This is a genomic window from Maribacter caenipelagi (assembly GCF_004364175.1).
In the GTDB taxonomy this organism is placed as follows: Bacteria; Bacteroidota; Bacteroidia; order Flavobacteriales; family Flavobacteriaceae; genus Maribacter; species Maribacter caenipelagi.
In genome coordinates, this window is sequence record NZ_SNZW01000001.1 from 39,128 (window position 1) to 56,407 (window position 17,280).

The 17,280-nt window shown below is 33.9% G+C and carries 15 protein-coding genes; 8 read left to right on the plus strand and 7 right to left on the minus strand.

Going from position 1 to position 17,280, the window contains the following annotated elements; genetic code table 11:
* Positions 1 to 24: 24 nt before the first annotated feature.
* Both DFQ03_RS00210 and DFQ03_RS00215 read right to left on the minus strand, forming a co-directional pair.
* Complete coding sequence (locus DFQ03_RS00210) at positions 25 to 504, minus strand: Lrp/AsnC family transcriptional regulator (protein WP_027066901.1); 480 nt, start codon at positions 502 to 504, stop codon at positions 25 to 27.
* 119 nt (positions 505 to 623) lie between these two features.
* Positions 624 to 1,724: a M14 family metallopeptidase gene (locus DFQ03_RS00215; protein ID WP_133671032.1), complete on the minus strand. Its 1,101-nt coding sequence runs from the start codon at positions 1,722 to 1,724 to the stop codon at positions 624 to 626.
* A gap of 258 nt (positions 1,725 to 1,982) precedes the next feature.
* On the opposite strand from DFQ03_RS00215, the gene DFQ03_RS00220 reads away from it, so the two are divergent.
* The 3 genes from DFQ03_RS00220 (at position 1,983) to DFQ03_RS00230 (ending at position 3,614) form a co-directional block, all read left to right on the plus strand.
* Entirely contained in the window at positions 1,983 to 2,348 is a 366-nt protein-coding gene (locus DFQ03_RS00220; protein WP_133671033.1) for a helix-turn-helix domain-containing protein, read from the plus strand.
* Between the two features lie 72 nt (positions 2,349 to 2,420).
* Positions 2,421 to 2,798, plus strand: a complete 378-nt coding sequence (locus DFQ03_RS00225; RefSeq protein WP_243834378.1) for a hypothetical protein — start codon at positions 2,421 to 2,423, stop codon at positions 2,796 to 2,798.
* Positions 2,799 to 2,804: 6 nt separating this feature from the next.
* Positions 2,805 to 3,614, plus strand: coding sequence for a TerC family protein (locus DFQ03_RS00230; protein ID WP_133671034.1), 810 nt, complete (start codon positions 2,805 to 2,807; stop codon positions 3,612 to 3,614).
* Positions 3,615 to 3,731: 117 nt separating this feature from the next.
* On the opposite strand, the gene DFQ03_RS00235 is transcribed toward DFQ03_RS00230, so the two are convergent.
* The 4 genes from DFQ03_RS00235 to DFQ03_RS00250 all read right to left on the minus strand — a co-directional run bounded on the left by DFQ03_RS00235 (position 3,732) and on the right by DFQ03_RS00250 (position 9,785).
* Positions 3,732 to 4,688, minus strand: coding sequence for a sterol desaturase family protein (locus tag DFQ03_RS00235; RefSeq protein ID WP_133671035.1), 957 nt, complete (start codon positions 4,686 to 4,688; stop codon positions 3,732 to 3,734).
* Positions 4,689 to 4,796: 108 nt separating this feature from the next.
* The gene (gene mscL, locus DFQ03_RS00240) at positions 4,797 to 5,225 is read right to left on the minus strand and encodes a large-conductance mechanosensitive channel protein MscL (protein ID WP_133671036.1); all 429 of its coding nucleotides are present in this window, start codon (positions 5,223 to 5,225) and stop codon (positions 4,797 to 4,799) included.
* An 8-nt stretch (positions 5,226 to 5,233) separates the two neighbouring features.
* Positions 5,234 to 7,894, minus strand: coding sequence for a DNA gyrase/topoisomerase IV subunit A (locus DFQ03_RS00245; RefSeq protein ID WP_133671037.1), 2,661 nt, complete (start codon positions 7,892 to 7,894; stop codon positions 5,234 to 5,236).
* A 25-nt stretch (positions 7,895 to 7,919) separates the two neighbouring features.
* The gene (locus DFQ03_RS00250) at positions 7,920 to 9,785 is read right to left on the minus strand and encodes a DNA topoisomerase IV subunit B (RefSeq protein ID WP_133671038.1); all 1,866 of its coding nucleotides are present in this window, start codon (positions 9,783 to 9,785) and stop codon (positions 7,920 to 7,922) included.
* 238 nt (positions 9,786 to 10,023) lie between these two features.
* Between DFQ03_RS00250 and DFQ03_RS00255 the strand changes: the two genes are divergently transcribed.
* Positions 10,024 to 10,923 carry a DnaJ C-terminal domain-containing protein gene (locus DFQ03_RS00255; RefSeq protein WP_133671039.1) on the plus strand — a complete coding sequence of 300 codons (900 nt, stop codon included), beginning with the start codon at positions 10,024 to 10,026 and terminating at the stop codon, positions 10,921 to 10,923.
* Position 10,924: 1 nt separating this feature from the next.
* Positions 10,925 to 11,218, plus strand: a complete 294-nt coding sequence (locus DFQ03_RS00260; protein ID WP_133671040.1) for a chaperone modulator CbpM — start codon at positions 10,925 to 10,927, stop codon at positions 11,216 to 11,218.
* On the opposite strand, the gene ychF is transcribed toward DFQ03_RS00260, so the two are convergent.
* Positions 11,215 to 12,309, minus strand: a complete 1,095-nt coding sequence (gene ychF / locus DFQ03_RS00265) for a redox-regulated ATPase YchF (protein ID WP_133671041.1) — start codon at positions 12,307 to 12,309, stop codon at positions 11,215 to 11,217. The genes DFQ03_RS00260 and ychF overlap by 4 nt on opposite strands.
* Positions 12,310 to 12,511: 202 nt before the next feature.
* Between ychF and DFQ03_RS00270 the strand changes: the two genes are divergently transcribed.
* From DFQ03_RS00270 to DFQ03_RS00280, 3 genes are read left to right on the plus strand one after another with little or no spacing between them, the layout of a single operon-like run.
* The gene (locus DFQ03_RS00270; protein ID WP_133671042.1) at positions 12,512 to 13,090 is read left to right on the plus strand and encodes an RNA polymerase sigma factor; all 579 of its coding nucleotides are present in this window, start codon (positions 12,512 to 12,514) and stop codon (positions 13,088 to 13,090) included.
* Positions 13,091 to 13,146: 56 nt separating this feature from the next.
* Positions 13,147 to 14,160 carry a FecR family protein gene (locus DFQ03_RS00275; protein WP_133671043.1) on the plus strand — a complete coding sequence of 338 codons (1,014 nt, stop codon included), beginning with the start codon at positions 13,147 to 13,149 and terminating at the stop codon, positions 14,158 to 14,160.
* A gap of 15 nt (positions 14,161 to 14,175) precedes the next feature.
* Positions 14,176 to 17,277, plus strand: coding sequence for a TonB-dependent receptor (locus DFQ03_RS00280; protein ID WP_262711546.1), 3,102 nt, complete (start codon positions 14,176 to 14,178; stop codon positions 17,275 to 17,277).
* The last annotated feature ends 3 nt before the right edge of the window (positions 17,278 to 17,280 follow it).

The window sequence follows — 17,280 nt, forward strand, 5'->3', positions numbered from 1 at the left end:
TAAGTTAGTTGAATAACCTACTTTTTATAACTCATTAAAAATAGTATGCATCAAACGTTTTTTATCATTAAAACTTTCTTCTAATGAAATCATCGTTTCAGTTCTACTAATACCATCAATATCATCTATTTTAAAGATAATGTTTTTGGCATGCGTAGTATCTTTTGCTCTAATTTTACAGAAAATATTGAATTTACCTGTAGTTATATGTGCGATGGTAACGTTTGGTATTTGATTTAAGCGTTCAAGTACAAATTTAGTTTGGTGTGTTTTTTCAAGAAAAATACCAACATATGCTATAAATGCATAGCCAAGTTTCACATAATCTAAAGTAAGTGAAGAACCTTTTATGATTCCCGCTTCTTCCATTTTCTTAACTCTTACGTGTACCGTACCGGCAGATATAAGAAGTTTTTTTGCAATATCAGTAAAAGGAGTTCTAGTGTTGTCAATCAACATATCTAGAATTTGGTGGTCTATTTCGTCTAATTTGACTTTGCCCATAGTTGTAAAATTTTTGCCAAAAATAAAAAATAATCACATTAAACTCATTGAAACTTGATTTTTTTTAATAAAAACGTAAACAATTTTACATTTTCAAAGAAATAAGACAATAAATATCACTAAAGCAGATGCAATAAATCATTTTCTTTAAGCCATAACATATCATTTTCATCATTGCAGTTCAATGTCTTATGTCCGAAAATCTCTGCGGGTTGCTTTTCAAAATGATATAATTCTGGTTTAAATGTTACCTTGTCCTCATCTAATAGCTCTTTATACTGTATTGCTACAAGTTGGCTTTTAGTAATCTTATTTTTGATATAATCATCATTTACAATTAAGATATCTACAAATTGTTTCCCATTCTCAGGAATAGACAAATATTGCTCAATTGTATAATTTGAGACAAGATTCTTTGATATCACCATAATACCTTTTAAAATAGCCTTGTAAATAAACTCCCTTGTTTTATCCCTATGGTAATCACCTGCATAGTGACCTGCTTCAAATAGTATTGTCGGTGTTTTTCTCATTTGAAAAGCATCGCCAACACAATTCGCATTAAAACCATCATCATATCTGCCTACTTGCCCTGGTATTTCTTTTTGCAATTTATCGTTCATTGCCGCAATAAGTTGCATACTTAATTTTCGAGATGGCGAAATGTTCCGATCTTCATCAAAAGCAGGCGCCAAAAAAGAAACCGTAGCAGCCTTATTAGTATCGCCTACATTAAATATTGTTCGTTGGTCATGTAGATTAAAACAATAGTTAGGTTTAAATTCTTCATAAACTTCTTTTAGAACTCGGCTCTCTGGTTGAGACAGGTCTTGTGCATCTCTATTAAGGTCAATTTCATTAGCATTGATTCTAGTATAATCGCGAGCTCCATCAGGACTTAGTATTGGAATAATTTTTAAAGTACATGATTTCGAAATTTCTAATACTTCGACAATATCTTGTTTTAAGTAATTCAATAAATCAACGACCGCTTTTGTAGTTGTCGATTCGTTGCCGTGCATTTGAGACCACATTAAAATCTTATTTGGACCGCTACCTAACGTAATACTTTTTATGGGTTCTTTTCTAACAGATTCGCCAACTACTTCAATTTTAAAAGAAACCGGTAGCGTTTTCAAAAAGTCATTTACATGATCATAGTTAATATACCTTCCAGAAATAGTAGGTACCATTATTTTATTATAATCCAAATCTTTCATTCTACTGATGCATTAATACTATGCAAAAATACTACAGCCTATGTTTACAATTGTAAACATATTACAACCCTATATTTCCTAAATGCCCTCGGTACAATTTACAATTTTAACTTTTTATCATAAATTCAATTTAATACATTATTATTCAGTAAGTTATAATATATAATATAAAGATAGACTTTATGTTTTTTCCATTTTAACCATTATAACATAAACCGTTTTAGATTCTATATTAAAGAATACATTAACTTTGTAAACATGCTAGACACCTCTTCTTTTCTATCAAGGTTAAATACTCTTTTAGCGCACAATGAACTATCATCTGCTGCATTTGCAGATTTAATACAAGTGCAACGATCTAGCATTTCTCACCTTCTAAACGGAAGAAACAAACCAAGCTTAGAGTTTATTATTAAAATAGATGAAGCCTTTGCTGAAGTAGATTTACAATGGTTATTATATGGAAAAGGAACTTTTCCTAGAACCAAAACCAACCCTACTCCCGAACCTAAAGACAGAGAAGATGCTATAGATAAAGTTGCAAAAAAGAAGGATGAAAAAAAATTAGAACGAATAGTTATGTTTTATACCGATGGTACTTTTAAAACGTACACTGAGCATTAAATTCTATTTTTAACCACAAACTATTCTCGCATTTTTATAACCACTTGACTCCTATTTTCTTTATTTTGCAGTATGAAGAAAAATATGATTATGACAGCTGCTCTGGGCTTTATACTTTGCTCATGTTACGAACCTGAACGTGATTGCGAAAAATACAAAACGGGGTCATTTAAGTTCATCTATGAAGTTGGTGACACCATAAAAGAAGGAAAATTTACAAGAAACAAAGACTACAGTATTGACTATTACGAGAATAAAATAGATAGTGCTACTGTACGCTGGTTTAATGATTGCGAATTTGTATTACAAGACATTCATAGCAAAACAGCAATTCATTATAAAATTATTAGCACTACAGACTCATCATACACTTTTCAATACAAAAGCGCCGTAAAAGATCCGAATAAAAAACTGATCATAAAAACTGGAACAGCAATAAAAACTAACTAAATAACCATGTTCGAAATTTTCACAAATCCAGATGCCTGGATTGCCTTATTAACCCTAACTTTTTTAGAAATAGTTTTAGGTATTGACAACATTATCTTCATTTCTATTGCTGCCGGCAAACTTGAATCAGGTCAAAGAAAGAAAGCCACTAGTTTGGGCTTAGTACTTGCAATGGTTATGCGCATAGTGCTGTTATTCGGTATTTCACTGTTAACTTCAATGAAGAAACCGTTTTGGGTATTTGACAGCGACTGGATCACTGGCGGCATAAGCGGACAAGGTATTATTCTTTTTCTTGGTGGCTTGTTCTTACTTTACAAAAGCACCAAAGAAATTCATGAAAAAGTTGAAGACAAAGGTCATGATGAACGCGAAGTAAAAAAAGCAAGATCAACTTCCCTAACCAATGCTATACTTCAAATAACGGTAATCAACATTGTCTTCTCATTTGACTCAATACTGACCGCTATAGGAATGACCAATGGAATTTCACCTAACCCAAACGATGCTTTGGTTTTGATGATAGTCGCAGTAGTTATCTCTGTTATTATCATGATGCTTTTCGCAAATCCTGTAGGCGAGTTTGTTAATCGACACCCTTCAATACAAATTCTAGGTCTGTCTTTCTTAATACTTATAGGCTTTATGCTAATTGCAGAATCAGCACATTTATGTCATTTAATCGTATTTGGCAACGAAGTCGGCACCATACCGAAAGGCTACCTATACTTTTCTATTGCATTTTCTTTAATGGTAGAGTTCTTTGATCTACGAATGAAAAAAAACAAAAAACCTGTAACTGAAATAGAAGATTAATAATTACTACAACTTCAAAAAAAAAGCTTCAATTAGGCAAATACCTAATTGAAGCTTTTTTTTCGCTAATAGTTGACCTAAAGTGATATTTAAATCTCTTTAAGCCCTTTTAGAACTTTAATTAGGTCTATCAAAGGAAATACCAGGGTTAGCTTGTTTTTGTTTCTCAAACAATCGCTGTTGCTGTTTTACGGTCATAGTACTACCATCATGACTCCATCCCGGAGGGCCAAATATGTACATTAACTTATGACTTAGTTTTTTTGATTTCTTTGTATCTGCCCAAATATCTTTAAACTCATGAGTAAGAATAACTATTGGGTTATTAGAATTAGGAGCATGAATTACACCAAATTTTACATCGATATTTTCATCATACTCTTTCCATGTACCAAAAATCTTGTCAAAGAAATTTAGAAATCCACCGTGATTCTTATCTAAATACTCCACATTTTGAGCGTGATGTACCTGGTGCATCGTATGCGTGTTGAATATTTTCTCAATGAATCCCATTTTTGGAACATATTGTGAGTGCAGTTGAAACTGCCAAAAAGACTCAATAGCCAAACAAACCACAACCATTTCTACCGGAAAACCAATAATAGGCATCCAAACATAAAAAAAAGGCTTGTACAATAAAGTGAACCAACCATTACGAATAGCAGTCCCAAGATTAAAATTATCTGAAGAGTGATGCACTATATGTGCCGCCCATAGAATACGAATTTCATGGTTTGCTCTATGAAACCAGTAGTAAGTAAAATCATCTGCTAATTGACACAATAACCAAACATACCAAGCATAGCCGAACGACTTATACCCCATAATATTAGTTCTTACACCATCAACCAATGGGTTAAAAAGCTCGTAGGCGTACTCAAAGAGAACTACCAATAAAATTACTTTAAGCAAAGGACCTATAATGGCAGATCCAATTCCCATAACACTACTAGCTGCAAAGTCTTTCCAATCATAAAGATCATCATCTCCGTGAGTTTTGCTGTAGGTCAATTCTAATAAAATAAAGGCAATAAAAGCTGGTGCGCCATACACCAGAGGGTTAGTGAAATCCATTAATTCAAAATTTTTGTAAAGGTAGTTATAAAAGCAATTATTCTTTTCATTTGTCTAATCTTAACATTCTATCTCGTGATAAGACTTCTCAATAATTAAACAGATTAATCACTTTTTATTTTTAAGTATGGCGTTTTGCTCCTTCAATAGCTGCTCCATACTAGATAGTAAGGCTATATTTTTTGGAGTTTCAACTTCTTTATTTGCCGGATCTTCAGATTTCTCTTTAAACCTGTTTATAAATTTCACCATAACAAATATGGTAAAGGCTATTATTCCAAAATCTAAAAGCGATTCAATAAGTTCGCCATATCCTATTGCAACTTCTTCTACCGAATCTGCCGCCTCTCTAAGTACCCACTTTTTATTTGAAAGATTAACATCGTCGGTCAATAAGGAAAGTGGGGGCATAATAACAGCAGAAACAATAGTGCTCACTACCTTATTAAATGCAGTACCTATGATAATACCGACAGCTAAGTCTATCATATTACCTTTAATGGCAAAGTTCTTGAACTCTTCGTAAAATTTTCTCATAATTCTGACTAATCAAACAATGATGGTTCATCTCCAGATGCACCTTTTTCACCCTTAGGCTTTACTACATCGCCACCAGATGTTACAGATTCTTCATCTACAACTTCAATATTTTCAACTTCTTCAGGAACCTCTGGTTCATAAGGCAATGGATCAAGAAGATTGATGTTTTTAACCTTTTCGGTAATAAATTGATTACCTAAAGCTTTAATACCCTTAATCGATATAAAATCTTCAACATCAACAGATTCATTATCCTTAGCTGCTTTACCCCTTGGCTTCGGAAATTCAATTTCAACCATTGGTTTCCAGTCCGTAGAAACAAGCTCTAGATATGATTTTGGATGCTCTGAAATAAATAATTCTTCTTTATTTTCACTTTCAATTAAAAATCTTTTAATATAAAAACGTTCTTTTTCACCCTCCCAATAAATAGCAGAAATCGGTTTTTTTGGTATCCACTTCTCCAATACAATCATATCATCATCGAAATGAGAAGTCAGCACAGGTAAAAAGGTTTTTGCTATACCTTTCTGATTAATAACCAATATTAAGTCTTCGCCTTTGAATTCCCCTAGCAATTCTCCCCTGCCATCAACATTTAATCTACGCACGACATCATCAAACCAGATTTTTCTTGGTTTTAATGTAGATACTCCTTTTTCTTTTAACTCAATTCGCTTAACAGAATACTTCGTTACAATATTACCTTTCGAAGCTCTTCCTTTAATCAAGACATCAGAAAAATCAATATCCCATTTTAATTTCTTAACACTGCCCACCTGGCGGAGTAAAACCGTTATTACTTCGGCTTCTCCATTCGGATTAGCAGAAAAATATAACACCTGAGAACCAGCTTTGCCCGTAGTTAAATCGTACTCTCTATCTCTGGTAATACTGGTAACATTAAAGCGTTTTATATATGTAGCACCACCTTTGCCGTCTTTATATACAAGGTTATAGGTAGTTCGTTTATCTTTTTTCTTAAATACGGCAACATGAATAATACCTTTACCCACAAATATTTTAGAATCAACTTTTGAGACCATCATCTTACCTTCGTTGGTAATCATAATAATATCATCGATATCACTACAATCGGTAACATATTCATCTTTCTTTAAAGATGTACCGACAAAACCCTCTTCTCTATTTACATAAAGCTTAGTGTTCCTGATAGCAACCTTGGTAGCTTCTATATCATCAAAAACTCGAATTTCAGTTAAACGACCCCTATCTTTTCCATATGTTTCTTTAAGGTTCTTGAAGTAGTTGATGGCAAATTCAATAAGATTAGCCAAATGATGCTTTACCTCTTCTATACGCTCTTGCAAACTCTCTAAATGCTGCTGAGCTTTATCTAAATCGAATTTTGATATTCTTTTAATTCGAATTTCGGTAAGCCTAGTAATATCTTCTACAGTTACGGCACGCTTTAGATGCTTTGTAAATGGCGCTAAACCTGCATCTATAGCAGAAATTACACCTTCCCAAGTTTCCTCTTCTTCAATATCTCGATAGATTCGATTTTCAATAAATATGCGCTCTAAAGAAGCAAAGTGCCATTGCTCTTCAAGTTCTTTAAGTTGAATTTCTAACTCTTGTTTCAACAAATCTACCGTGGAATCGGTTGATCTTTTTAGCATTTCGGTCACCCCGATAAACAAAGGCTTATTATCTTCAATAATACAACCTAGAGGAGAAATAGAAGATTCACATGCGGTAAAAGCATATAATGCATCGATGGTTCTATCTGGAGAAATACCTGAAGGAAGATGAATTAAAATCTCAACATCTGCAGCCGTATTATCCTCAATTTTTTTGATTTTTATCTTGCCTTTATCATTGGCTTTCAAGATAGAATCAATTAAACTTCCTGTATTAGTTCCATAAGGTATCTCATTGATTATCAATGTATTTTTATCTAATTGAGATATCTTTGCTCGAACTCTAATTTTACCTCCTCTGAGTCCGTCATTATAATTTGTAACATCTATTATACCAGCTGTCGGAAAATCTGGATAGATCTTAAATCGTTGTCCCTTTAAATGTTTAATAGAAGCATCTATAAGTTCAATAAAGTTATGAGCCAATACTTTTGTAGATAAACCCACAGCTATACCTTCTGCTCCTTGAGCTAAAAGCAAAGGAAACTTTACAGGTAAGTTTACAGGCTCTTTTTTTCTGCCATCATAAGAAGCTTGCCATTCTGTAATTTTTGGACTAAAAATAACCTCTAAGGCAAATTTAGAAAGTCTGGCTTCAATATATCTTGATGCTGCAGCCCTATCGCCTGTTAGAATGTTACCCCAGTTACCCTGAGTGTCAATCAAAAGGTCTTTTTGACCAATTTGCACCATAGCATCTGCAATACTAGCATCACCATGAGGATGATACTGCATGGTATGACCTACGACGTTAGCCACTTTGTTGTAACGACCATCATCAAGCTCCTTTAAGGAATGCATAATACGTCGCTGCACAGGTTTGAATCCGTCTTCAATAGCAGGTACCGCTCGCTCTAAAATTACATAAGACGCGTAATCTAAGAACCAATCTTTATACATACCAGATACTCTAGTCAATGCTTCAGAAGAATCTGTATTGTCGTTATTCTCTTCGGAAAGGTTTTCGTTTATTTCTTCGTTCAAATCGTCATTTTCTTCCATTCAGAAGCAATCGTATTAATCTCGTTTATACTACTTTATCTTCAATTAAATCAACTTCAACTTTAAGGTTGTTGATAATAAATTTTTGTCTATCGGGTGTATTTTTACCCATGTAAAAACTTAACAGTTCTTCAATGGACATTGCCTTGTCAAGCATAATAGGTTCTATCCTAATATCATCGCCGATGAAATGTCTAAACTCATCTGGCGAAATTTCACCCAATCCTTTAAATCGGGTAATCTCAGGTTTACCGCTTAGCTTGTTAATTGCATGCTGACGTTCTTCATCACTGTAGCAATAAATTGTTTCTTTTTTGTTTCTAACCCTAAACAATGGAGTTTGCAAAATATACAAATGATTCTCTTTTATTAGTTCTGGAAAAAACTGCAAGAAAAATGTAATCAATAGTAAACGAATGTGCATTCCATCGACATCGGCATCAGTTGCAATTATGATATTATTGTAACGCAAATCTTCAATAGACTCCTCTATATTCAATGCTGCCTGTAAAAGATTGAATTCTTCGTTCTCGTAAACAATCTTTTTAGACATGCCATAAGAATTCAACGGTTTACCTTTCAGACTAAATACTGCCTGCGTATTAACATCTCTAGATTTGGTAATAGAACCAGAAGCAGAATCCCCCTCAGTTATGAACAAGGAAGTCTCTAATCTGCGATCATGTTTTATATCGCCTAAATGCACCCTGCAGTCACGTAATTTCTTGTTATGAAGACTAGCTTTCTTAGCTCGGTCGCGTGCCAACTTTCGAATACCAGAAAGTTCTTTACGCTCCTTCTCTGCCATCATAATCTTACGCTGAAGCTTTTCTGCGGTATCAGTATTCTTATGAAGGTAATTATCTAGATATTTACCGACGAAATCATTAATATAAGTTCGTACCGTTGGAAAATTTCCTCCCATATCGGTAGACCCTAATTTTGTTTTCGTCTGACTTTCAAAGACAGGCTCCATTACTTTAATAGAGATAGCAGAGATTATAGACTTTCTAATATCTGATGCATCATATGTTTTTCCATAAAAATCACGAATAGTTTTTACGATAGCCTCTCTAAAAGCAGCTTGATGCGTACCACCGTGTGTTGTATGTTGACCATTTACGAAAGAGTGATACTCTTCGCTATATTGGGTTCTACTATGCGTGATAGCAACCTCTATATCATCACCTTTTAAATGAATAACAGGATAAAGCATATCATCCACATTATTATTATCCTCTAAAAGATCTTTAAGTCCGTTTTCAGAATGAAATTTTTCTCCGTTAAATACGATGGTCAATCCCGGATTCAGATATACATAGTTCTTAAGCATGCGTTCTACATACTCATTTCTATATTTATAATTTTTAAAAATGGCCTCATCCGGTATAAAGGTAACCTTGGTTCCTTTTCTCTTTCCTGTTTCCTCAGGACCAATTTCGTTCTCTAAATTACCAGAACTAAACTGTGCCGTTTTTAATTGATTTTCTCTAGAAGATTGCACTTCAAAAAAACTCGACAATGCATTTACCGCTTTGGTACCCACACCGTTCAACCCTACAGATTTTTTAAAAGCACGACTATCGTACTTACCACCTGTGTTCATTTTAGAAACTACATCGACCACTTTACCCAAAGGTATACCACGACCGTAGTCTCTAACCTTGACCACTTTATCTTTAATAGAAATTTCTATGGTTTTTCCGGCACCCATTACAAATTCATCTATACAGTTATCAATAACCTCTTTTAAGAGAATATAGATACCATCATCTGCAGATGAGCCATCACCCAATTTACCAATATACATACCAGGTCGTAATCGAATATGTTCTTTCCAATCGAGCGAGCGTATATTATCTTCAGTATATTGAGTTGTGTCTTGGGACATTTAAAAAAATTTAAGAAAGTTGCGTTAAAGATAGCACCACTCGGCAAAAGATAAAACACCTATCTGTTAAAGTAATTAACAATAAACTACGCCAGTTTGTTGATAGCCGAAAGGGTATTCTTTAAATATAATAAAATTCATGTACAGAAAATTAATAAAAAAGACTGTTTATATGATGACATGTATCATAGAAATAATTTTATCCTTTTTATATCTTTAAGTTAGATTTTGAAAAGCTATGGATTTTATTGATTACTACAAAATTCTTGAAATTGACAAGAAAGCTTCACAAGCCGATATTAAAAAGGCATATCGAAAATTAGCGCGCAAACTTCATCCAGATCTAAATCCGAATGATAAAACTGCGCAAGAGAAATTTCAACGTGTAAACGAGGCCAATGAGGTTTTAAGTGATCCTGAAAAAAGAAAGAAATACGACCAGTATGGTAAGGATTGGGAACATGCCGATGCTTTTGAAGAAGCCAAAAGAAATCAGCGCAGCTCAACCCGCGGCGGTAGAAGAACATATTCAAGCACTGGAGGATCACAAAAGGATTTTTCAGATTTTTTCGAGTCTATGTTCGGTGGCGAAGGATTTAGCGGTGGTGGAAGTCGTAGGTCTACCCAATTTAAAGGGCAAGACCTAAATGCTACATTAAAACTAAACCTTTTAGACATTCTAGAAGACCAAAAACAAACATTGGACCTAGGTGCTAAAAAAATTAGAATTACCATACCGGCAGGTGTAGAAGATGGGCAAACCATAAAAATATCTGGCTACGGCGGAGATGGTGTTAATGGCGGACCTAAAGGTGATCTATATCTAAACTTTGAAATTTTAAACAACACGAATTTTAAGCGTGTTGGCAATGATTTATATAAAAATGAATCTATCTCTTTATATGATGCCATTTTAGGTAGTACAATTGAGGTAGAAACGCTAACAGGAAAAGTGAAGCTAAAGGTAAAACCCGAAACCCAAAATGACACCAAGGTAAAACTAAAAGGAAAAGGTATGCCGGTTTATAAGAAAAAAGGTACTTATGGAGATTTATACATCACCTATAAAGTAACCATGCCTGTACAACTTTCAGAAAAAGAGAAAGAATTATTCAAACAACTTTCAGAATTACGATAATATGAATTCAGAAAATTACATACAAATAGAAGTATACTGCGAACGAACACAAACTCCTAGAGAATTTATAGACGATCTTTTAGAGTTCGATATGATCGAGGTACGGCAAATTGAAAATAAAATATATGTTGAACCAGAATACATTGTTGAGATAGAACGTATATATAGGTTACGAGAAGACCTTGGTATAAATATGGAAGGCATAGACACCTTAAACCATATGATAAAAAAAGTCAACCGATTAGAGCAAGAGTTAAAACTTCTGCGCGACCGGTTGACTATATATGAACATTAAACGTTGAAACGAAAATGCATTACATCACCATCTTTAACGATGTACTCCTTACCTTCTACCCTCATTTTACCGGCTTCTTTTACTTTTGATTCGCTACCAAAAGCAACATAATCATCATACGCAATAACTTCTGCCCTAATGAAACCCTTTTCAAAATCGGTATGTATAACACCCGCTGCTTGTGGTGCAGTTGCACCAATAGGAATTGTCCAAGCACGAACCTCTTTCACACCTGCTGTAAAGTAAGTCTCTAGGTCTAATAATTTGTAAGCTCCACGAATAAGTTTAGCAGAACCAGGCTCCTCTAAGCCTAAATCTTCTAAAAACATTTGGCGCTCCTCGTACGTTTCCAACTCCGTAATATCAGCTTCGGTGCCTACGGCCAAGAAAATAACTTCTGCATTTTCAGAAGCTACCATTTCTTTTACTTTTTCAACATAGGCATTACCAGAGACAGCTGCATCTTCGTCAACATTACAAACATACATAACCGGCTTATCTGTAATAAATTGAAGTGGCTTAACAAACTCAAGTCTCGATTCATCGTCAATTTTGATAGCTCTAACAGAGGTACCTGATTCTAATCCGGTTTTTACTGCCAGTAAAACAGCTTCTTCTTTTTGAGCATCTTTATTGCCCGTTCTAGAAGCTCTCTTTACTTTTTCTAATTTTTTATCTACCGTCTCCAAATCTTTCAATTGAAGCTCCATGTCTATCGTTTCTTTATCTCTAATAGGATCTACACTACCGTCGACATGCACTATGTTATCATTATCAAAACAACGCAATACATGTAATATAGCATCAGTTTCACGAATATTTCCTAAAAACTGATTTCCTAATCCTTCTCCTTTACTAGCACCTTTCACAAGACCGGCAATATCAACAATCTCAACAGTAGCAGGCAACACCCTTTCTGGATCAACCAACTCTTCTAATTTTTCTAATCGTGCATCTGGCACATTCACAACACCTATATTAGGTTCAATTGTACAAAAAGGAAAATTTGCACTTTGCGCCTTAGCATTAGATAAACAATTAAAAAGTGTTGATTTACCTACGTTTGGCAATCCTACAATACCTGCTTTCATAATTTAGAATATTTCAAGGGTGCAAATATAGTTTTTAGTTACAGATTTTACATTCAATTTTCCATCAATAACTATAATGAAAATTTCATACAATTAATTTAAATTAAAATCAAACTTTTTAGCTTGATGACAGTTAAAATATAGTTTTTTAACATATTTTAAGAAATAATTCTTACTTTGGCTGTAGAACATGTAAGAATTTATGGAACTTCATTCAGATGAGACTATATGGTATTTTTTTAAAAAGGGCGAATCCCACGGGTTCAGCTTGCTTTTTAAAAAGTATTATCCGCAATTACATGTGTATGGATTAAAGTTGAGCAACAGTCCAGAAATTACAGAAGATTGCCTTCAAAACTTTTTTATTCAATTATTTGAAAGTAGAGAAAAATTAGGCCACATAAATAGCTTAAAAGCATATCTGTTTGTTTCTTTTAAAAGAAGACTAATAAAACAGTTACAAAAGAATCAAAATAATATTCCTATTTCAGAAGCACAGCTAATTAAAACCAATTTTACGTTTTCGTCTGAAGAAATATCCATCAACCAAGAAATTCAATTTCTTTGCACCTCTACCCTAGCAAGTCTTATCAATCAACTATCTCCAAGACAAAAAGAGGTTATCTATTTAAAATATTACAGTGGAATGAATAGTTCAGATATCGCCGAAGTAATGGATATGAACTACCAAAGTGTTTTAAATACATTACAAAAAGCCTTGAGCAAACTTCGTAAACTATCTGAAAATCAACAGATTAAATCTATTTTGAAAAAAAATTAAAAAAATAGGGTATATTTTTAAGAACTAATCCTCTTATTAATGGAACACCCTACTATATGAACAACAATAATAAATTCGACTTAGATTACTTCGTATCGGATGCATCATTTAAAAATTGGGCGAAAGGCTTAAATAAAAATGATATCGCTTATTGGAATAATTGGATTCAAAACAATCCTACACATATAGAAACGGTAGAAAATGCCAAGTCTGTTATTATAGGCATCAATTTCAATCAACAAAAGCCTAGCAATGAAATGGTAAATGAAGCCTTAGCTAAAGTTTTACCAAAAATAAAGTTAGAACCCACACCAAAGAAAATCCTTAAAAAAACGCAAACAGTAAATAGTTCGTTGCTAACTGCTGCAGCTGCAGTATTACTAATTTTAATAAGCTGGACAAGTTATTCGTTTCTAAATAATGAAACCACAACCATACACAAAACGAATTATGGCGAAATAATCGACTTACAATTACCAGATGGCACCTCTGTTGTGCTTAATGGAAATTCTGAAATATGGTATGAAAAAGACAATCCGCGTCTAATCAATTTAAAAGGAGAAGCATATTTCAAAGTTAAATCAATACCAAGCACTAATGCAAAATTCTGGGTAATTACAGAAGACTTAAAAGTCGAAGTACTTGGTACACAATTTCATGTAAATACTAGAAAGCAGAAAACAAATGTTGTGCTAGACGAGGGTTCTATACACTTAGAACTTAAGAACGGAGAAGTCACTAAAATGATACCCGGTGAAATGGTTTCCTTTTCAAACGAAAGCAAAGAACTGACCCATAAAAAAGTTGATATTGAAACCCCATATGCCCTATGGCGTGGTGGCACCTATGCTTTCAACGGAATTCCCCTAAAAGAAGTAATGTTCAACTTAGAAACGACTTACGGCCTTGAAGTGGAGTATAAAACAGAAGATTTAAAGAATTTACCTATTTCTGGTGGAATTCCAAATCAGAATTTGCAAATATGTATAGCCGCTATAGAAAAGGCCACTGGCACTAGAATTATTAAGAAAGGAAAAATATTACGCATACAAGAAAACCCTATTTATTAACTAAACTATTTATTTATGAGAACGAACAAACTAATGAGATTGCTGCTTGCAGTAATGCTTTTTTCAAGCATCACCAGTGCAACGGCAGCTAATGAACTCAAAGAAAACGTAACCCTAAGCGAGTTTCTAAATGAGATCAGTGCAAAACACGAAGTGTTTTTTACGTACAACCCTACACTGGTTTCAAGCACCAGTTTAAATCCTGAGGAATATAAATTCCCAGTATTAGACAAGATTATTAATAAATTAGAACGTAAAACAAGTTTTGATTTTGAATATCTTGGTAACAAATATTATGTGGTTTATCATAAGAAACCAGAAAGAGCTAAAGTTCTTAAGATAAATTCTTCAAATAACGGTATTACTGCTTTGACTTTGAATGAAAAGATTCAAAACACTATTACCGGTACAGTAACTGATGATTCTGGAATGCCATTGGCAGGAGTTAACATTATCGAGAAAGGTACTACTAACGGTACTACTTCTGATTTTGATGGTAACTATTCAATTAACATTACTGATGATACTAAATTAGTATTTAGCTATATCGGTTTTGCTACGCAAGAAGTTTCAACAATAGGTAAAAATACGATTAATGTTCAGTTAACTGAAGGAATGCAACTAGATGAATTTATTGTTGTTGGTTCTCGTACCGCTCCTAGAAGTAACGCAGACACTCCTTTACCAGTAGATGTTATTGGTGCCAAAGATTTGAGCTCAACAGGACAAGCAACTTTTGACAAAGCCTTACAGTATAGAATTCCATCATTTAATACGGTACAAACACCGGTAAACGATGCAACTTCTTTACTAGATCCTTATGAAATTAGAAACATGGGCCCATCTAGAACGTTGATTTTGATTAATGGTAAGCGTAAGAACTTAAGTGCATTATTATATACACAAACATCTCCAGGTCGTGGTGAGACAGGTGCAGATATTTCTGCAATACCTACAGATGCAATCAAAAGAGTTGAAATACTTAGAGATGGTGCTTCTGCACAATACGGATCAGATGCAATTGCTGGTGTAATGAACATCATTTTAAAAGATTCTCCTAACGAAGGTTCTGCAACTATTAGAACAGGAATAACTTCTGAAGGGGATGGCGAAATGTTTGGTGTTGCTTTGAACAATGGTTCATCAATTGGTGAGGACAAAGGTTTTATAAACTACACAATTGATTTATCAAAAGTTAATCAAGCAAATAGACCAGGTACTGTAAACGCTGCTGGTGAAGCTGCAGATTTCGGTGCTGATATTGCAGATGTTCAAGAATTTCTTTCTAGAAGACCAGATGCAGGAAATATCAATGGTTCCCCAGAAACGGCGGCTGCTAAATTCTCGGTAAACCTTGGATATGACTTAAGTGAAAATACATCTATGTATGGAAATGCAGCATATGTTTACAAGGCTGTAAATAGTTTTGCAAATTACAGAACTCCTTACTGGAGAACAGTAGATGATTTTCCTTATTTAGCTGATTTCTTCCCTGGTGACAATCCAAACACAGCTGGAGGTTATGATGGTTATGTCCCAACATTTGAAGGAGAACTTAGTGATTACAACGCAACAATTGGTTTTAAATCAGTTATTAACGATTGGAATCTTGATGGAAGTTTTACAACTGGTGGAAACACTCAAACATATAAAGTGAACAACACCCACAACAGAAATGTTGTTTATTCTCCATCAACTTGGGTTGATGCAAATGGAAATGGTGTTGTTGATGATGGTGAAATCACTGAAGGTTCTGAATTATATAGAGAAAATAGTCAGCAATCTTTCGATCCAGGAGGAACGAGATTTTCACACAACGTAGGTAACATTGATATATCAAGATTACTTTCTGATAAAGTAAGTATTGGTTTAGGTGCTGAGTTTAGAACAGAAACTTTTGAGGTTATCGAAGGAGAACTAGCTTCTTATGATGGTGGTGGTGCAGATTCATTTGCAGGTGCTTCTCCACAAAATGCTGGTAAATTCAACCGTTATAACATTGGTGGATACCTAAGTTTGGATTATGATGTTTCTGATGCGTTCTTATTAAGCGGTACTATTAGAACTGAAAATTATTCTGATTTTGGTAATGCTTTTGTTTACAAGTTCAGTTCACGTTATAAATTTAGTGACGCTTTCACATTAAGAGGTTCTATCTCTTCAGGTTTCAGAGCTCCTACCCTGCACCAAATTTACACTCAAAAAGCTCAGTATAGTTTTGTACCGGGTCAAGGTATACAAGTTGGTGGTTTAATAAACAATGTGTCTACGCAAGCTAAATTATTAGGTATACCTCAATTAGATGCTGAAACATCAACAAACTTTACTATTGGTTTTGGTGGTAAAATTGACAACAAATTCAGTTATACTTTTGATTACTACAATATTTCTGTAAAAGACAGAATTGTTTTAGGATCTGAAATAGGACCAAGCGGTGATGCTGCAAACCCACTTGATATTTTATTAACGAACAATAATTTAAGTGACGTAAGTTTCTTTTCGAATGCAATTGACACTAAAACCTCTGGTATTGATGTCGTACTTGCATATAAAGGAATCGAAATTGGTGAAGGTAAACTTGATTTAAATTTATCTGGTAATTATACTATCCAAAACGAAAGAGATGGAGCTGTAAAAGATGTGCCATTAGTAGCTAACTCAGGTCAGTCTGTAGTGAACGAAACTCAAGAAGCTTTATTCTTTACTTCGAGACCAGAAACTAAATGGATTTTAGGAGCAAACTATGATATTAACAAATTTGGTTTCTCTTTAAATAACACGTACTTCGGTAAGACTACCTTTCAACAACAAGGATTGGATAATAACTTATTTACTGAGTTTACACCAAAAATTGTTACTGACTTAGGTATTAACTTCAGCGCTACCGACAAATTAACTTTAGCATTAAACATAAATAATTTATTGAATGTTTTACCTGAATGGAGTTTCAAGTCTAAAAATGCTGCTGGTGACGCTATTTTAGCTGATGCTGCTCAAACACAAAACCAATCTAACTTGATTACTTTCAATCAACGTTATTCTCAAATGACGTATGATGGATATCACTTTAGCCAATTGGGTACAATGTTCAATTTATCATTGAATTATAAATTTTAGTTT